The following is a 14,161-nucleotide window of genomic DNA, read 5'->3' on the forward strand; positions in this document are numbered from 1 at the left end:
ATGCACTGGCCGAGCAGCTTGCCGCACTGGGCATCCCCTTTGACATCCTCGACGCCGGCCACTTCCACAACGTGCCCGCCGCGCTCGCGCAATACTGCCGACAGCAGCGCATTCGCACGGTGTACGCCCACGAAGAACTACTGCTCGACGAGATCCATCGCGACCAGGCCTGCCGGGCGGCCCTCGACATTCCGCTAACCCTGCTGGATGACTGCCTCGTTCACCCGACACTCGGGGCCAAAGACGACGGCAGCCCCTACAAGGTATTCACCCCCTACTCGCGCCGCGTCCGCCGCCGTCTGCGCGAGCATTTTCCACAGTGCCTGCCGCGCCCAAGCGCGACTCAGCCCCCCCTCAGCCCGGCGCAGGCGCCAGCGTTTGGCGAAGAGGCCGACTCCAGCAGCTGGGCGGTCGATGAAAACGCATTACTGGAGCAGCTGCGGCAGTTCTGCGCCGAGCGCGCGCCCGACTACAGCGTTCGCCGCGACCTGCCCGCCGAAGACGGCACATCAAAACTGTCGGCGGCCCTGGCACTGGGCCTGCTCAGCCCCCGCCAGTGCCTGGCTCGCCTGCAACTGGAATGCGGCGACGCGATCTGGGACGCCAAGTCCGGCGCCGGCAACTGGTTCAATGAACTGCTGTGGCGGGAGTTTTATCGGCAGGTGGCCTTCCATTTTCCACGCGTGGTCAAAGGCCGCGCCTTTCAGCCCGACACCGAGCGCCTGCGCTGGCGCAACGAGCCGTCACAGTTTCGCGCCTGGCAGCGCGGTGAAACCGGCTACCCCATTGTCGACGCCGGCATGCGCCAGCTGGCCCAGAGCGGCTGGATGCACAATCGCCTGCGCATGGTCACCGCGTCTTTTCTGTGCAAGCACCTGCACATTGACTGGCGCTGGGGCGAACGGCATTTTCTGGAAAATTTGATCGACGCCGACTTCGCCTCAAACAATGGCGGCTGGCAGTGGGCGGCCTCCACCGGCACCGATGCCGTGCCTTATTTCCGCATCTTCAACCCCACCACCCAGGGACAGCGCTTCGACGCCGACGGCGCCTTTATCAAACGCTATGTCCCCGAGTTGTCGGCCCTGTCGGGCAAGGCTCTGCACCAACCGCGGGATGTGGAAAATTACCCGGCGCCGATTGTCGATCACCGCCAGAGCCGCGAAACTTGCCTCGCACTTTTTCAGGAAATCAGGGACTAAAGCCCGGCAGGCACGGCATCGCGCGGCCATTTTAGCGCTGGCGCCGCCGACGCACGGTGTCTATGCTAGCAATCCGACGCCGTCGCAATAGCTATATAACCGGGAGGAGAGGTGAAAGTACTTCAAAACAGCGTATTGGCAGTCGCGGCCACCATCGCCCTGTCTGCCACCGCTATGTCCAGCGCCACGCCAGTAGCGGCGGAAAAAACCGTGTTCGGTATCAGTGAGTATGTCTATATCGAAGAACTGGGCGTGCAGTACCAAGCCAAAATCGACACGGGGGCCGAAAGCGCTTCCATTAATGCCATTAACGCCAAGGTAGAAAAAGGCGTCGGCGACAAGCCGGATATCGTGCACTTTGATTTGGTGCTACCCAGTGGCGAACTGCGCTCCACGTCACTGCCGCTGGAAAAGCACATCCGCATTATTCGCCGCGCCGGCGATATCGATGAAGGCGACAAATACTACCACCGCCGCCCGGTTCTGGAACTGACCCTGTGTGTCGGCGGACAGTCGCGCAAGGTGGAGGTCAATCTCGCCGATCGCCGACAATTTTCCAAGGCCATGCTGGTCGGCTCTGAGCCTCTTATCGCTTTTAACGCCGTGGTCGACCCCAGCGCAAAATATCTACAAGACAGCCGAAGTTGCGGCAAACCAAGGCCACCATCTGACAAGGAGAGCGCCGAATGAAGGGCGTAAAGCTGCATGTAAAAATACTGGCTCTGGCGCTATTGCTGATTGGCGCTGGCAGCACGGCATGGCAGATTTTTGCGCTGAATATCCCGGTCAGTGCCGAAACCACCGAACCGGTATGGGTCATCGACACCAAGCTGAGCTTTGTCGCCCGCGAACGCAGCCCGGTGAAGGTGCAGATGCACCTGCCGCCGAGCTGGAGCAAGTTTATTACCCTGGACGAAAGTTTTATCTCGCGCAATTACGGGGTGAATATCGACGAATTGGCCCAAAACCGCCGCGCGGTGTGGTCGGCACGCCGCGCCGAAGGCCAGCAGCAACTGTTTTACCGGCTGATGCTTACCCAGCGCAGCAATACCCGTTTTTCCAGCGAGGAGCCCGGCCCGCAATTTCGCGAAAGCCCCAAACTTCAAGGCGTAGAGAAGGTCGCTGTCGAGGCGTTGCTTAAACCGATTCGCGAACACTCCGCCGATATCGAAACCTTTATCCGCGAAGCCATCAAGCTGATCAACGACAGCAACAACGACAACGCCCGCCTGCTGCTGGGCAATGACTACTCACAGCGCAGCAAGTCGCGGGTGTTGGAGCTGCTATTGTCCTCGGCTCATATCCCCGTTGAACAGGTACACACCCTGCGTCTGGTCAGCGGCATCAGCCAAACACCCGAGTTGTGGATGCGCAGTTACAACGGCCAGCGCTGGCTTTACTTCAATACCGAGACCGGTATCTTCGGCCTGCCCGATGACCGCGTGGTGTGGTGGACGGGCAACGCACCGCTGGTCACTATCGAGGGCGGCCATCACCTTAAGGTAGAAATTAACTCCACCCGCCAGACCATGAATTCCATCATGCTGGCCCAGACCATTAACGACAGTCGCCAGCAGAAAAGCTGGGCACTGTCGATGTACAGCCTGCCACTGCAGTCCCAGCAAACCTTTGAAATCATCTTGATGATTCCTATTGGGGTGATGCTGATTCTGTTTCTGCGCAACATCGTCGGCATCGAAACGCTGGGCACTTTTACGCCGGTGTTGATCGGCCTGGCGTTCCGCGAAACCCAGGTGGTATGGGGCATTATTTTGTTCACCACCATCTCCGCACTGGGCCTGGGGCTGCGCTCCTACCTGGAACACTTGCACTTACAGCTGCTGTCGCGGCTGTCGGTGGTGCTGACCTTTGTAGTGATTGTCATGGCGCTGATCAGCGTGCTCGGCCACCAGCTGGGGCTGGATCGCGGCCTGTCCATCGCCCTGTTCCCGATGGTCATCCTCACCATGTCCATCGAGCGACTGTCTATTGTCTGGGAGGAACGCGGCGGCCTGCACAGCATGAAGGTCGGCATCGGCACACTGATCGCAGCGACGCTGGCGCATTTAATGATGAGCTACGCGCCGTGGATCTACTTCGTATTCACCTTCCCCGGGGTACTGCTGGTGCTAATGGCCATTATGCTGGCCATGGGCCACTACCGCGGCTATCGCATCAGTGAATTGTTCCGCTTCAAAGCCATGCTGAAGGAAGGCCAATGATCTCGCTGCTGAACACTTGGCGGACGCTGCGCCAGAAAGGCATTATGGGCATCAATGAGCGCAACTCCGACTATGTGCTGCGCTACAACGCCCGCCACCTATACCCCTTGGTGGACGACAAGATCCTGACCAAGCAGAAGGCGATCGACAACGGCATTCACGTGCCGCCGATGTACGGCATCATCGACTCGGAAAAACAGATCGGCCAGTTCAAAGACACTATCGGCGGCCACCGCGACTTCGTAATCAAGCCGGCACAGGGCGCCGGCGGCGATGGCATTATGGTCATCGCCGACCAATTTGAAGGCTATTACCGCAGTGCCGGCGGCCGCCTGCTCAGCGCCGAAGATCTGGAATTCCACCTGTCGGGCATCCTCTCCGGCATCTATTCACTGGGCGGCCATCGCGACCGCGCACTGATCGAATACCGGGTCATTCCCGACCCCATCTTCAGCGCCATCAGCTACGAGGGCGTGCCCGACATTCGCATTATCGTCCTCAAGGGCTACCCGGTGCTGGCGATGCTGCGCCTGCCCACCCGCCAGTCGGGCGGCAAGGCCAACCTCCACCAGGGGGCGATCGGCGTGGGTGTGGATCTGGCCACCGGCATTACCCTGGATGGCACCTGGCTGAATAAAAAAATTCAAAGCCACCCCGACACCACCAACCCGGTGCGCGGCGTACAACTGCCGTTCTGGGAGGGCTTTATCTCACTGGCGACGCGCTGCTACGAACTCACCGGGCTGGGCTATATCGGCGTCGACATGGTGCTCGACAAAGACCTCGGGCCAATGATGCTGGAACTCAACGCCCGGCCCGGCCTGAATATTCAGATTGCCAACGACACCGGCCTGTCGGCGCGCTGTCGCAGCGTGGAGGCCGAAATAGAGCGCCTGGCGCGCAAGGGCATCCACTCGCCGCCGCCGGAAAAACGTCTGCAATTTTGCCAGCGCCAGTTTGCCAACGCCGAATGCGCCGCGCTGGCCCAGCAACGCGCCGCCGAACAGGCCGCACGGCAGGCCGCCGAAGAAGAGGCCGCCATTGTCGCCGCCAGCAAGCCGGCAGCCGATGACCCCTCGGTCGATGCCGGCATTCAGCTTCGCGATCCGAACGACGCCGACAACAAGCGCTAACTCATCAGGCCACCGCCTGCTCGAGAATTTCGCGCGCCTCCTTGGGCGTGATGGCGCGATGCTCGCCCAGCTTCACCATGCCGTGAGCCTCCAGCTGCGCGACAATGCTATCGATCGCCGCTGCCTTGTCGCCGCCGTGTTCGGTCAGCTGCGTCGCCACATCGAGACTGTGGTAGAAGGCTTCGATGGCGTCGATACAGCGCTCGGCCAAATCCTCTGCCGGCGCCAGCGCAAACACATTGCGCGCCATCTGTTCCAGCTTGGGCCGTTTCACCTCGATCTGATGGCGCAGCAGCCAGGGCTGGACAATGGCCAGAGAGCGGCCGTGATCGACACCGTACAGGGCGGTCAGCTCGTGGCCGATCATATGGGTGGCCCAGTCCTGGGGAACACCGCTGCCGATAAAGCCGTTCAATGCCTGGTTGGCGGCCAGCATTAAGTTCGCCCGCCAGCTGTCACTGTCGCGCTGGGCGTAATTGTCGCCCAGGGTTTTCAGCGTTCGCAGCAGGGTTTCCGCATAGCCTTCCTGCACCATCGCGTCGGTGGGCAGGGTGAGGTACTGCTCGCAGGTGTGCATCCAGGCGTCCACCAGGCCGTTGGCCAGCTGGCGCTCAGGCAGGGTTTTCATCACGTCTGGATCGAGCACCGCAAAGGCCGGCTGGACCAGCGGCGACATGAAATTCAATTTGTCGCGCGTGGCCTTTTTAGTAATGACCGAGCCGCCATTGGACTCCGAGCCGGTGGCCGGCAAGGTCAAGATAGCGCCGATGGGCAGCGCCTGTGCGACGCGGTATTTGCCCAGCAAGATATCCCAGCCGTCGCCGTCGTAAAGGGCCGCTGCCGCCACGTATTTGGCGCCGTCAATCACCGAGCCGCCGCCCACCGCGAGAATATAATCCAAGCCCTGCTCTTTAACCTGGGCAACGGCCTGATCCAGGGTTTCTACCGTGGGGTTGGGCTCGACGCCGCCGAACTCCTGCCACTGGTGCCCAGCCAGCGCCGCAGCAGTCTGCTGGTACACGCCATTGCGCTTGATCGAGCCACCGCCGTAGAGCAGCAAGACCTTGCTATCGGCGGGAATCGCCTTGGCGATGCGCGCAATCTGGCCCTGGCCAAAATGGATCTGGGTGGGGTTAACAAAGGAGAATTTCATTGCAGGCCTCGCTATCTGGTTACCGGTCGCCGCACTATCGACGACAAGACAATATGCATATTACTGGCAAATCAGCCATCTAAAAACCAATATAACTGGCTATTACTTGCCTATTTATGCCTAAACCCCTATCTTGCGAGCTTAGTATAGGAGATCCCCCATGTCGGCACTCGCGGCTCTGATGAACGCCTATGTCGAGGCGAAGGCCTTGGAACAGCTGGAGGGCAGTGCCCGCACCGCCATTCCCGGCGTGCATTTTTACCGCGCCAGCCACGGCAGCCCGCGACAGCCCTTTGTCTATCAATCCGGCATCATCATTATGGCGCAGGGCCGCAAGCGCATTTACCTCAACGGCCAGCAGCTGGACTACGGCCCCGGGCAGTATCTAGTGCAGGGCGTCCCCCTGCCACTGGAGTGCGAGTCGCACAGCGACGGCAACCAGCCCCTGCTGGGCATTTCCATTGCCGTAGATGCCGCCCTGCTGCAGGATTTGGTCAGCCAACTCCAGGCCCTGAAAAGCTGTCCGGCAGAACGCCCGCGCGACGACTGCGGCCTCACCGCCGATGACCTCAGCGCGGCGATGCTCGATGCCACCCAGCGACTGCTCAACGCACTGCTCAGCGACAGCGAGGCGGCCATACTGGGCGCGTCGATTGTCCGCGAACTGATCTTCCGGGTACTGACCGGGCCCAAGGGCCATATCCTGTTTGAACTCGCCCAGCACGACAGCCACTATGCGCGCATCGCCAAGGTGCTGGTGCATATCCACCGCGATTACGCCGACACCCTCAGCGTAGAAGCCCTGGCCGAGCAGGCGGCAATGAGTGTGTCGGCCTTTCACCGCGCCTTTCGGCAGGTAACCAGGGAGTCGCCACTGCAATACCTTAAAAAGTTGCGATTGAGCAAGGCCCGCGAACTCATCCTCGCCGAGGGCCGCCGTGCCAACGAGGCGGCGCGTATGGTCGGCTACAGCAGTCCCTCGCAGTTCAGCCGCGAATTCAAGCGCCACTTCAAACAGGCGCCGCGCAGTCTGTCCGCCTAGCTCTAAGCCCTAGGGCCGCAGACCGCTTTTCGCCACGCGTCGGGATTTGCTGAAGATCACCAGTGCCAGCCCGCCGACAATGGCCAGCGACACCAGCAGGAAGTGCAGGGTAAAGGGCTCCGACAGCAGCACGATGCCGCCCAGCGCCGTCATCAGCGGCACGCTCAGCTGAACACTGGCCGCCGTTGTCGCCTTGAGCGCCGGCAGCGCCGAATACCACACGATGTAACCCAGCGCCGAGGCACCGGCCCCCGACAACAGGGCATAGAGCACACCCTCGCGTCCCCACTGGGGCGCCTCCAGCCACAACATGACCAGGCTGAGCAACAGGGCAAAGGGCAGGGCATAGAGAAAATTATGCGCCGATACCAGCCGCGGATCGCCGCCGCGCCGCCCGAGCAGGGAGTACACCCCCCAGGCGCCGCCCGACAGCAGCATCATGGCATAGGCAAACGGTGTCGGGCTGCTTGCTGAAGCCGCCCCAGCGCGGGGCAACATCAGCGCCAACAGGCCGCCATAGGCCAGCAATAAACCCAGCCACTGCAGCGGGATAAAACGCTCGCCGCGATAGAAGCCATAGCCGATCATCACCGTTTGTACCGCGGCAAACAAAATCAATGCACCGGCGCCGGCGGGCACCCTTGCATAGGCGTAGGAAAAGGCCGCGGCGTAGGCAAACAACACCAGGCCCGACAAGCAGCTGGCGCGGGGCGAGGGCGCTGCGGCCCGGCGCTGAAGGCCGCGCAGCCAAACAATCAGCCACAGCATCAGCGCGCCCGACAACAGGCGCAGCGCGGTAAAACTGGCGGCATCGATGCTGCCGCCGAGCAGCGCCGCCCGGCAGATGAGCGCGTTACCGGTAAAGGCCAGCATCGACAAGCCGGTGAAAACAGCAAGGCGGAGCGGAGACATCGGGCTAACCCAAGCGAGTATGTAGCCGGGCATTATAGGGCAGCGCCCGCCGCAACCCCAGGCGACCTTGGTCGAAACGCGCCGCGGCCCAGCCAGCCGCGACTTTACACGACGCGGCTAGCGCCGATTCGGCACTGGATGGCTCAGCAACACCAGCGCCGCGGAGGCCACTATCGCCACCACTGCCGCCACGAGATTGCCGGCGGCCAGGCCCGCCTGCGTCAGGCCGTCGGCGCTGACCGAAAAGAACAATTCAAACTTGGCGATGTAGAGGTAGAGATGGGTCGTTAAATAAGCCATGGGGAACAGCATTAACAGCCCATCTCGGGGCTGGGCCGGGCGGCGAAAGTTAAATAGGAACACCATGCCGGCGGCAAAGAAAGCGACGGCGTGTACCAGCGACGCCAACGCAAAGTCGGCCGTCCACGGCGCCATGTCCCAGGGCGGCATGTTCTTGGAGAAAATATTGTAGGGAATGAACAGCAGGGCGCCGAAAACTATCGTCGTCACCGGCAGGGTGGCAATGCCGCTGTAAATGGCCGCCGTCGACTTGCCCTGGGCCGGCCAGTCCCAGCAGATCTTGCGCGCCAGCAAGGCAAAGGCGCCGGTAAACAGGAAGAACCAGTGGTAGCTGGTCAGCGGCACACTGCTGACATAGGGCCAGGTCGTCGGGTCCGTGCGATCCCAGATCCACCAGCCGAGCTGGGGCCCCATATTGTCGAAAATCAAATAGCTGAGCCCGGCAAAAAAGCCGACGCTGATTGCCTCCACCAGCGGCGTGAAGTCGTAGCGGCGGATCGTCATAAAGGCGTGGTACATAAAGGTCGGATAAAACAGGGCGATATACAGCGGCAAGCGGTTGTAGAGGAACATCACCGAGAACTCGCCGTGCCAGAAGTTCTCCACGGTGTAATAGGAAATAATGTCCATCGCCAAACCGTAGAGGAAGGCGCCCAATAGCGTGTAGAGGGCAGACGGACTGCCGCTGGCGCGGCTGTGGCGAATCGCGTGGACGACCGTCAGCACAAAGCCGATGATCAGCAGCCACTCCACGGCCAGAAAACTCCAGTCCTGCAGCGCCGACGGCGCATTAAAATAGATAAAACTCTCGGTCGCCGCCTCATTGCGCATGGCGTAGGCAATATGCTCGTTCATGATCAGCTCGTCTTATTGTTGTCGGTAAATGCCGGCTTAGTATTCAACCAGCGGCCCCTGTACCTGCTCGCCCAAGGCCTCGGGTTTGCGCAACCGGCCCTTGCCGCCGTTGAAGGTCAGCTCGTCGTAGTGGTGGCCCTCGCGGCGCGCGGTGTCGTGCAGGCGATCAAACAGGCTACAGGTGAAACCAAAATTCACATGGAAGTATTTGTGGTGATCGTCGTGGAATTTATTCGAGCCGTGCAGGGGGATGCGCGGAAACTTGATGCCGCAGTGGTCCCAGTAGCCCAGCACAAAGGTCATGCCGACCACCGTCATATACACGCCGATATGCATGGGAATAATGAACGCCGGCAGGGCGATATACGAGGCGTGGGCAATCCACTCCAGCGGGTGCATGGCGGAAATGGTCCAAAACGTGGGCGTGCTATAGCGGTGGTGAATATGGTGAAAGCGCTTATAAAACCACGGCAGGTGACCGCCGGCGTGCATGTAGTAGGCGGCTGCCTCTATAAACAACCAGCACAGGAACAGGCTGAGTAGGGTGTAGTCCCAGCCGTAGGCCGAAAAGTCAAAGTACAGCCGCGACCAGCCGTGCTCAAATACCCCCCAAGCCAGTGTCGCCATCACCACCGTGGCCAAGTTGAAGTTGAACAGGCCCAGCCACATGGCTTCACGGTCTAGGCGTTTGGCCAGAAAGCGTTCCGGCTGAATCTTCCAGCGGCGGCTGTGCTCGCGGTTGCGGCGGTAATACCACCAGTGCACCAAGCCACCCAGACCGGCGTAGAGGGCATTGCCGCCGACCACGCCGATCAAAATATACTGCCAAACCTGCAGGCCCAGTTGCATGGCCATACTCTCCCCGGCGCGCCGCGCGCCATTAATTTACACACAAGTAAGTTACGTGAGTGTAAATTAATACGGCGCGCCGACTTTTACAAGTAATTTACAGATCTGTAATTTACTGCGTTACCATAGGGCTTTTGTTTATTGCGCCGAATTATGTCGACAGAAGCTACCCCTCCCATGCAAAGCGGCGCCGGCCGCCCCCGCGGCAGCAGCCGCGAAGACACCCTGGCCAAGCTGCTGCCCGCCGCCCGACAGCTGTTCGCCGAGAAGGGTTATGCGCAAACCACCTTCAAGGATGTCGGCAAGGCGATCGGCATTAGCCACGCCGCGCTGTACAGCTACTTCCCCTCCAAAACCGAGCTCTATCTGGCCACCCTGGCCGATACCCAGGCGCTGTTGCTGCCCGCCTACGAGCAGGCGCTGAGCAGTGCCGACACGCTGCGCGAGCAAATTATCGGCGTGTTGCTCGCCTCCGCAGATGCCCACGACCGCGACAGTGCGATCACCGGCCTGCTGGCCGCCGTGCCGATAGAAATGCGCCGGCACCGCGAACTCCACGACGCGCTTAGCGGCCAGAACAATGCGGTGATGGATGTTCTCAAACAGGGCTTCGCCAATGCCCAGCAGCGCGGCGAGCTGCGCTGTGAGGCCACACTGGACAATCTGGTGACGGCGTTTTTAGGGGGCGGTGTAGGGGTGGCACTGTTTCAGTACGGCCTGCAGAACAATGGCTCGCTGCGCGAGGCCATGGATGTCTATGTGGCGATGATCGAGGGCATGATTTTCCGCTGAGGCCCAGAGTCAGGGCAAAAAAAAAGCGCGGCAAAAGCCGCGCTTTTTCGTCGCGCAGCCTCACTTAGCGGGCCGCGCGCTCCTGCTCAATCAGCTGCTCGGCCACTTTCAGCATATTGGCCTTGCTGCCCGCTGCGCGACCAGTCACGCGGTATTTACCGTTGACGATCAGCTCCGGAGTACCGGCAATGCCGTAGCTGCGCGCACGGGCATCGGCCTGGCGCACCTGGCTCTTCACGCCAAAGGAGTCGAAGGTTTTGCGGAAGGTCTCTGCGGACACATTGCTGTGCGCCAAAAATACCTGTTCAATCGCATCGCGATCGCGCAGGGGGTTTTTCTTCAGATTAATCTCGTCAAACAGGGGCTGATGCACCTGGTCCAAAATGTTCAAAGCCTTGGCAGTGTAAAAAGCCTGGGCATGCAAGACCATCAAGTCATTCCACATCGCCGGGGACGGCACAAATACCACATCGTCTGGCAGCTGCTTGGACCAGGCGTGCACCATGGGCTCAAAATCAAAGCAGTGGCTGCAGCCGTACCAGAACACCTCGCTGACTTCGATTTTATCGGGGTCGGAGGTGCGCACCGGCTGGGCAATACGCACAAAGCCTTCGCCATTGACCGCACTGGCGGGGGGAGACGCGCGCTGTTCAGTAGCCGCCTTAGCGGACACATTGGCGGAGGCATTGACGCTTTCTTCACCATTACTACAGGCCGACATCGACACGGTCATCAGGGCCAGCAAACACAGTGAAAGGCTTCTTCTAATCATAGTTTCCCCTTGGTATTCGTTTTGGCAATGCGCACAGAGTGTATCAGACCCGCGCGCTTGTGCGCGGTTCCGCTTCACGCCACGCAATCTCTGCGGCACAAAAAAGGCGGCCGCAGCCGCCTTTTTACCCAAGCCCGCGCTTAATTATGCAGGCCCTGAATAAAGCTAGCTACGGCGTCGATCTCGGCATCGCTCATTTTGAAAGCGATCATCCGCATCATCTTACCCTCGCCGTCGTTATTGCGACCTTCACGACCGTCCATCGCGGCGCGGAAGGCCTTCAACTGGGCCACGGTGTACTCCGCGTACTGACCCGCCAGTGACGGGAAGCCCGCGGCAGCCATGCCGGCGCCAGTGGGCGAGTGACACCCCGAACACGCCGGTACGCCACGATCGGCAATACCGCCGCGGTAGATGGCTGCGCCCTTGGCAACCAGAGCGGGATCGGCCTGACCCACGGTTGAGGTCTTGCTGGCGTAGTAAGCGGCGATATCGGCGATATCTTGCTCACTCAGATTATCGGTCTGGCCGGCCATCATCGGCACCGCGCGGGCACCCGATTTAATGTCGTTGATCTGCTTGATCAGGTAGCGCTCACCTTGACCCGCCAGCTTGGGGAAGGCGGGCGCCGGGCTGTTGCCATCGTTGCCGTGGCAGGCTGCACAGGGGGCTGATTTAGCCTTGCCGGCAGCGGCGTTGCCTTCCAGTGCCACCGCGGCATTGCTGAGCAGCAGGGAGGTCAGAAAAACTAGCAGAGATTTGTTCATGATCACTTACTCTTTCAAAGACGGAAATTCTGTCGCGCTCTACTTGGCAGTCGACATATATTCGATCAGCGCCTGGAAGTCGGCATCGCTACAGTCAAAGCACAGGCCCATCGGCGGCATGGTGTTAATGCCTTCGCGGGCATTTTTCACCAGCGTTTCCATGCCTTTTTCCATGCGCGGTGCCCAGCCGGCAACATCGCCGGTTTTCGGCGCACCGTTGGCACCAAAGCCATGGCAGGCGTAGCAGGATTTTTTGTAGCGCGCTTCAACATCAACGCTCGCACTGGCAACAACGCTAGTCATAGCGAGAAGTACTGCAAATAAGCATTTTTTCATGATTTACCCTCTACCCTGCTCGGCGCGCACGCTGAAAGACTTATATACACGAGGTGATGACCCCCCGTAAAAACTGCGGCATTATACACAACAAGCCCGAGTCGGGGCCATTTTTTGGCCCTCTGACCCGCCCCGCACTGCAATATTCTCCGGATCCCCTATGTCCAAGGCCAACTCTGTTAACTACCGTCGCGCCGTCTATATGAAAAGCGCCCCCAAGCTCGCCCAATGCCCCGAGGACACGGGCGCGGAAGTCGCCTTTGCCGGCCGCTCCAATGCCGGCAAATCCAGCGCCATCAACCGCCTCACCGAAAACAGCAAGATGGCCAAAACCAGCAAAACACCCGGCCGCACCCAGCTGATCAACTTTTTCTCGGTCGACGAACACGACAGCATGCGGCTGGTGGATCTGCCCGGCTACGGCTTCGCGAAAGTGCCACTCAAGGTCAAACAGGAGTGGGAGCGAAACCTGGAATACTATCTCCAGCACCGCCAGTCGCTGCGCGGTCTGGTGTTGATGATGGACATCCGCCACCCCCTCACCGAGTTCGACACTACCATGCTCAACTGGGCCCACCAGGCCAGCATGCCGGTGCGCATCCTGCTGACCAAAACCGACAAGCTCAAGCGCGGCCCGGCCATGGCCACCCTGCTGAAAGTGCGCAAGGCCCTAGAGCCCTACGGCGGCCTGGTTAGCGCCCAGCTGTTTTCGGCGCCGCGCGGTGACGGCCTGGAGGACTTGCGCGAACAACTCGATGTGTGGCTGACCACCAAATTTGAAGAAGACGACGAAGACCCGGCGCTGCTCGACTAGGCCCCAAAAGCGCACCAAAACAGGTCGCACAACCGCGCAAGCCGTCTAGAATGTGTCATTGTTATACTGAGTTTAACAGCCTGCACGGCTCGGACGCTTATGTACCAGGACGCACTACTCAAGCACTGGCTCGACCAAAGCCCACTCGCCCGCCGCAGCGCCGGTGGGCTGGCACTGACGCTTGCGTATATTCTGCTCAGCCTGCTCGGCCACGCCATGGCCGTACCCCCAGGCTATGCATCCGCCTTTTGGCCCGCTGCCGGCGTCGCGGTGGCGGGCTGCCTGCTGCTTGGACGATCCGCCTGGCCCTGGGTCTTTCTGGGTTCGATACTGGCAAACGCCGGCGAGGCATCCTCTCAGGATAATGTAGTACTCAACATTATCATTGCCTCCGGCGCAGCCCTTGAGTGCTGGCTAGCCGCCACCTTAACGCGACGCTACTTTACCAGAGCAATGCTGTTAAGCACCGAGGGCTCGGTCTGGTCTTTCCTGTTCTACGCCGCCATTATTCCGACCACCCTCACCGCCAGCATCACCACCGCCGGCATACTGGGCTTGGATCTCATTAACTGGCAACAAGTCCCCTTTGAGTGGCTATCGTGGTGGGCCGGTGACGCCGTCGGCATCGCCATGGTTTGCCCCCTCGTGTTATTTCTTTTTTCCCGCGTAAGAATCACGTCTCGATTCTTTGCTATCCACGTTGTACCCGTGGCATTCATGCTGCTGTTTATCAGCTTCGGGCATCTGGCGCTGAATCATCACCAGCGCGAAGAGCTGAACGATGCCAGCCGCACATTCGCCGAGAACATCCAAAAAGAGTTCAGCCGATCGATCAGTGAGATGTTATTGCCGCTGGAATTCACCGCGAATTTTATCACTTCGAGCAATTTCGTAAGCCGCGAAGAATTTCATCATTTCATTGTCAATTCGAGGTATAAAAATGCCTTTTCCGCCCTCGGCTGGGCCCCCAGAATCACCGCGGACGAACGCTCTGGCTTTGAGGAGAGCCACG

15 protein-coding genes are annotated in these 14,161 nt (G+C 60.2%); 8 read left to right on the plus strand and 7 right to left on the minus strand.

The genetic code is table 11. The annotated features are described in order from the left end of the window. From ABYM29_RS11815 to ABYM29_RS11830, 4 genes are all read left to right on the plus strand, one after another. The coding region (locus ABYM29_RS11815; RefSeq protein WP_372864969.1) for a deoxyribodipyrimidine photo-lyase at positions 1 to 1,202 on the plus strand (1,202 nt) is incomplete at its 5' end. A gap of 111 nt (positions 1,203 to 1,313) precedes the next feature. Beyond that, positions 1,314 to 1,892: an ATP-dependent zinc protease gene (locus ABYM29_RS11820; RefSeq protein ID WP_372864970.1), complete on the plus strand. Its 579-nt coding sequence runs from the start codon at positions 1,314 to 1,316 to the stop codon at positions 1,890 to 1,892. After that, entirely contained in the window at positions 1,889 to 3,424 is a 1,536-nt protein-coding gene (locus ABYM29_RS11825) for an inactive transglutaminase family protein (RefSeq protein WP_372864971.1), read from the plus strand. Before ABYM29_RS11820 ends, ABYM29_RS11825 begins: the two co-directional genes overlap by 4 nt. Next, positions 3,421 to 4,557, plus strand: a complete 1,137-nt coding sequence (locus ABYM29_RS11830; RefSeq protein ID WP_372864972.1) for an alpha-L-glutamate ligase-like protein — start codon at positions 3,421 to 3,423, stop codon at positions 4,555 to 4,557. Before ABYM29_RS11825 ends, ABYM29_RS11830 begins: the two co-directional genes overlap by 4 nt. Before the next feature lie 4 nt (positions 4,558 to 4,561). Here ABYM29_RS11830 and ABYM29_RS11835 read toward each other — a convergent pair whose 3' ends face one another. Next, positions 4,562 to 5,710, minus strand: a complete 1,149-nt coding sequence (locus ABYM29_RS11835; protein WP_372864973.1) for an iron-containing alcohol dehydrogenase — start codon at positions 5,708 to 5,710, stop codon at positions 4,562 to 4,564. A 160-nt stretch (positions 5,711 to 5,870) separates the two neighbouring features. Between ABYM29_RS11835 and ABYM29_RS11840 the strand changes: the two genes are divergently transcribed. Continuing rightward, entirely contained in the window at positions 5,871 to 6,752 is an 882-nt protein-coding gene (locus ABYM29_RS11840; RefSeq protein WP_372864974.1) for an AraC family transcriptional regulator N-terminal domain-containing protein, read from the plus strand. Positions 6,753 to 6,761: 9 nt separating this feature from the next. On the opposite strand, the gene ABYM29_RS11845 is transcribed toward ABYM29_RS11840, so the two are convergent. The 3 genes from ABYM29_RS11845 to ABYM29_RS11855 form a co-directional block, all read right to left on the minus strand. After that, complete coding sequence (locus tag ABYM29_RS11845; protein ID WP_372864975.1) at positions 6,762 to 7,664, minus strand: DMT family transporter; 903 nt, start codon at positions 7,662 to 7,664, stop codon at positions 6,762 to 6,764. A 117-nt stretch (positions 7,665 to 7,781) separates the two neighbouring features. Next, positions 7,782 to 8,819 carry a hypothetical protein gene (locus ABYM29_RS11850; protein ID WP_372864976.1) on the minus strand — a complete coding sequence of 346 codons (1,038 nt, stop codon included), beginning with the start codon at positions 8,817 to 8,819 and terminating at the stop codon, positions 7,782 to 7,784. Positions 8,820 to 8,855: 36 nt separating this feature from the next. Continuing rightward, on the minus strand, positions 8,856 to 9,674 hold the full coding sequence (locus ABYM29_RS11855; protein WP_372864978.1) for a sterol desaturase family protein: 819 nt from the start codon (positions 9,672 to 9,674) through the stop codon (positions 8,856 to 8,858). A 147-nt stretch (positions 9,675 to 9,821) separates the two neighbouring features. On the opposite strand from ABYM29_RS11855, the gene ABYM29_RS11860 reads away from it, so the two are divergent. Further along, positions 9,822 to 10,460: a TetR/AcrR family transcriptional regulator gene (locus ABYM29_RS11860; RefSeq protein ID WP_372864979.1), complete on the plus strand. Its 639-nt coding sequence runs from the start codon at positions 9,822 to 9,824 to the stop codon at positions 10,458 to 10,460. Positions 10,461 to 10,524: 64 nt separating this feature from the next. Here the strand turns inward: ABYM29_RS11860 and ABYM29_RS11865 are convergent, their stop codons facing one another. The 3 genes from ABYM29_RS11865 to ABYM29_RS11875 all read right to left on the minus strand — a co-directional run bounded on the left by ABYM29_RS11865 (position 10,525) and on the right by ABYM29_RS11875 (position 12,302). After that, positions 10,525 to 11,232 (minus strand): thiol:disulfide interchange protein DsbA/DsbL, encoded by a 708-nt coding sequence (locus ABYM29_RS11865; RefSeq protein ID WP_372864980.1) that lies wholly within the window; start codon positions 11,230 to 11,232, stop codon positions 10,525 to 10,527. A gap of 140 nt (positions 11,233 to 11,372) precedes the next feature. Further along, on the minus strand, positions 11,373 to 11,999 hold the full coding sequence (locus ABYM29_RS11870; RefSeq protein WP_372864981.1) for a cytochrome c: 627 nt from the start codon (positions 11,997 to 11,999) through the stop codon (positions 11,373 to 11,375). Between the two features lie 39 nt (positions 12,000 to 12,038). Next, complete coding sequence (locus ABYM29_RS11875) at positions 12,039 to 12,302, minus strand: cytochrome c5 family protein (RefSeq protein ID WP_372864983.1); 264 nt, start codon at positions 12,300 to 12,302, stop codon at positions 12,039 to 12,041. 193 nt (positions 12,303 to 12,495) lie between these two features. Between ABYM29_RS11875 and yihA the strand changes: the two genes are divergently transcribed. Together yihA and ABYM29_RS11885 are read left to right on the plus strand one after the other, a co-directional pair. Next, positions 12,496 to 13,149, plus strand: coding sequence for a ribosome biogenesis GTP-binding protein YihA/YsxC (gene yihA, locus ABYM29_RS11880; RefSeq protein WP_372864984.1), 654 nt, complete (start codon positions 12,496 to 12,498; stop codon positions 13,147 to 13,149). Positions 13,150 to 13,248: 99 nt separating this feature from the next. Then, the coding region (locus ABYM29_RS11885; RefSeq protein WP_372864985.1) for an MASE1 domain-containing protein at positions 13,249 to 14,161 on the plus strand (913 nt) is incomplete at its 3' end.

It is taken from the genome of Spongiibacter sp. (assembly GCF_041602295.1).
Taxonomy (GTDB): domain Bacteria; phylum Pseudomonadota; class Gammaproteobacteria; order Pseudomonadales; family Spongiibacteraceae; genus Spongiibacter.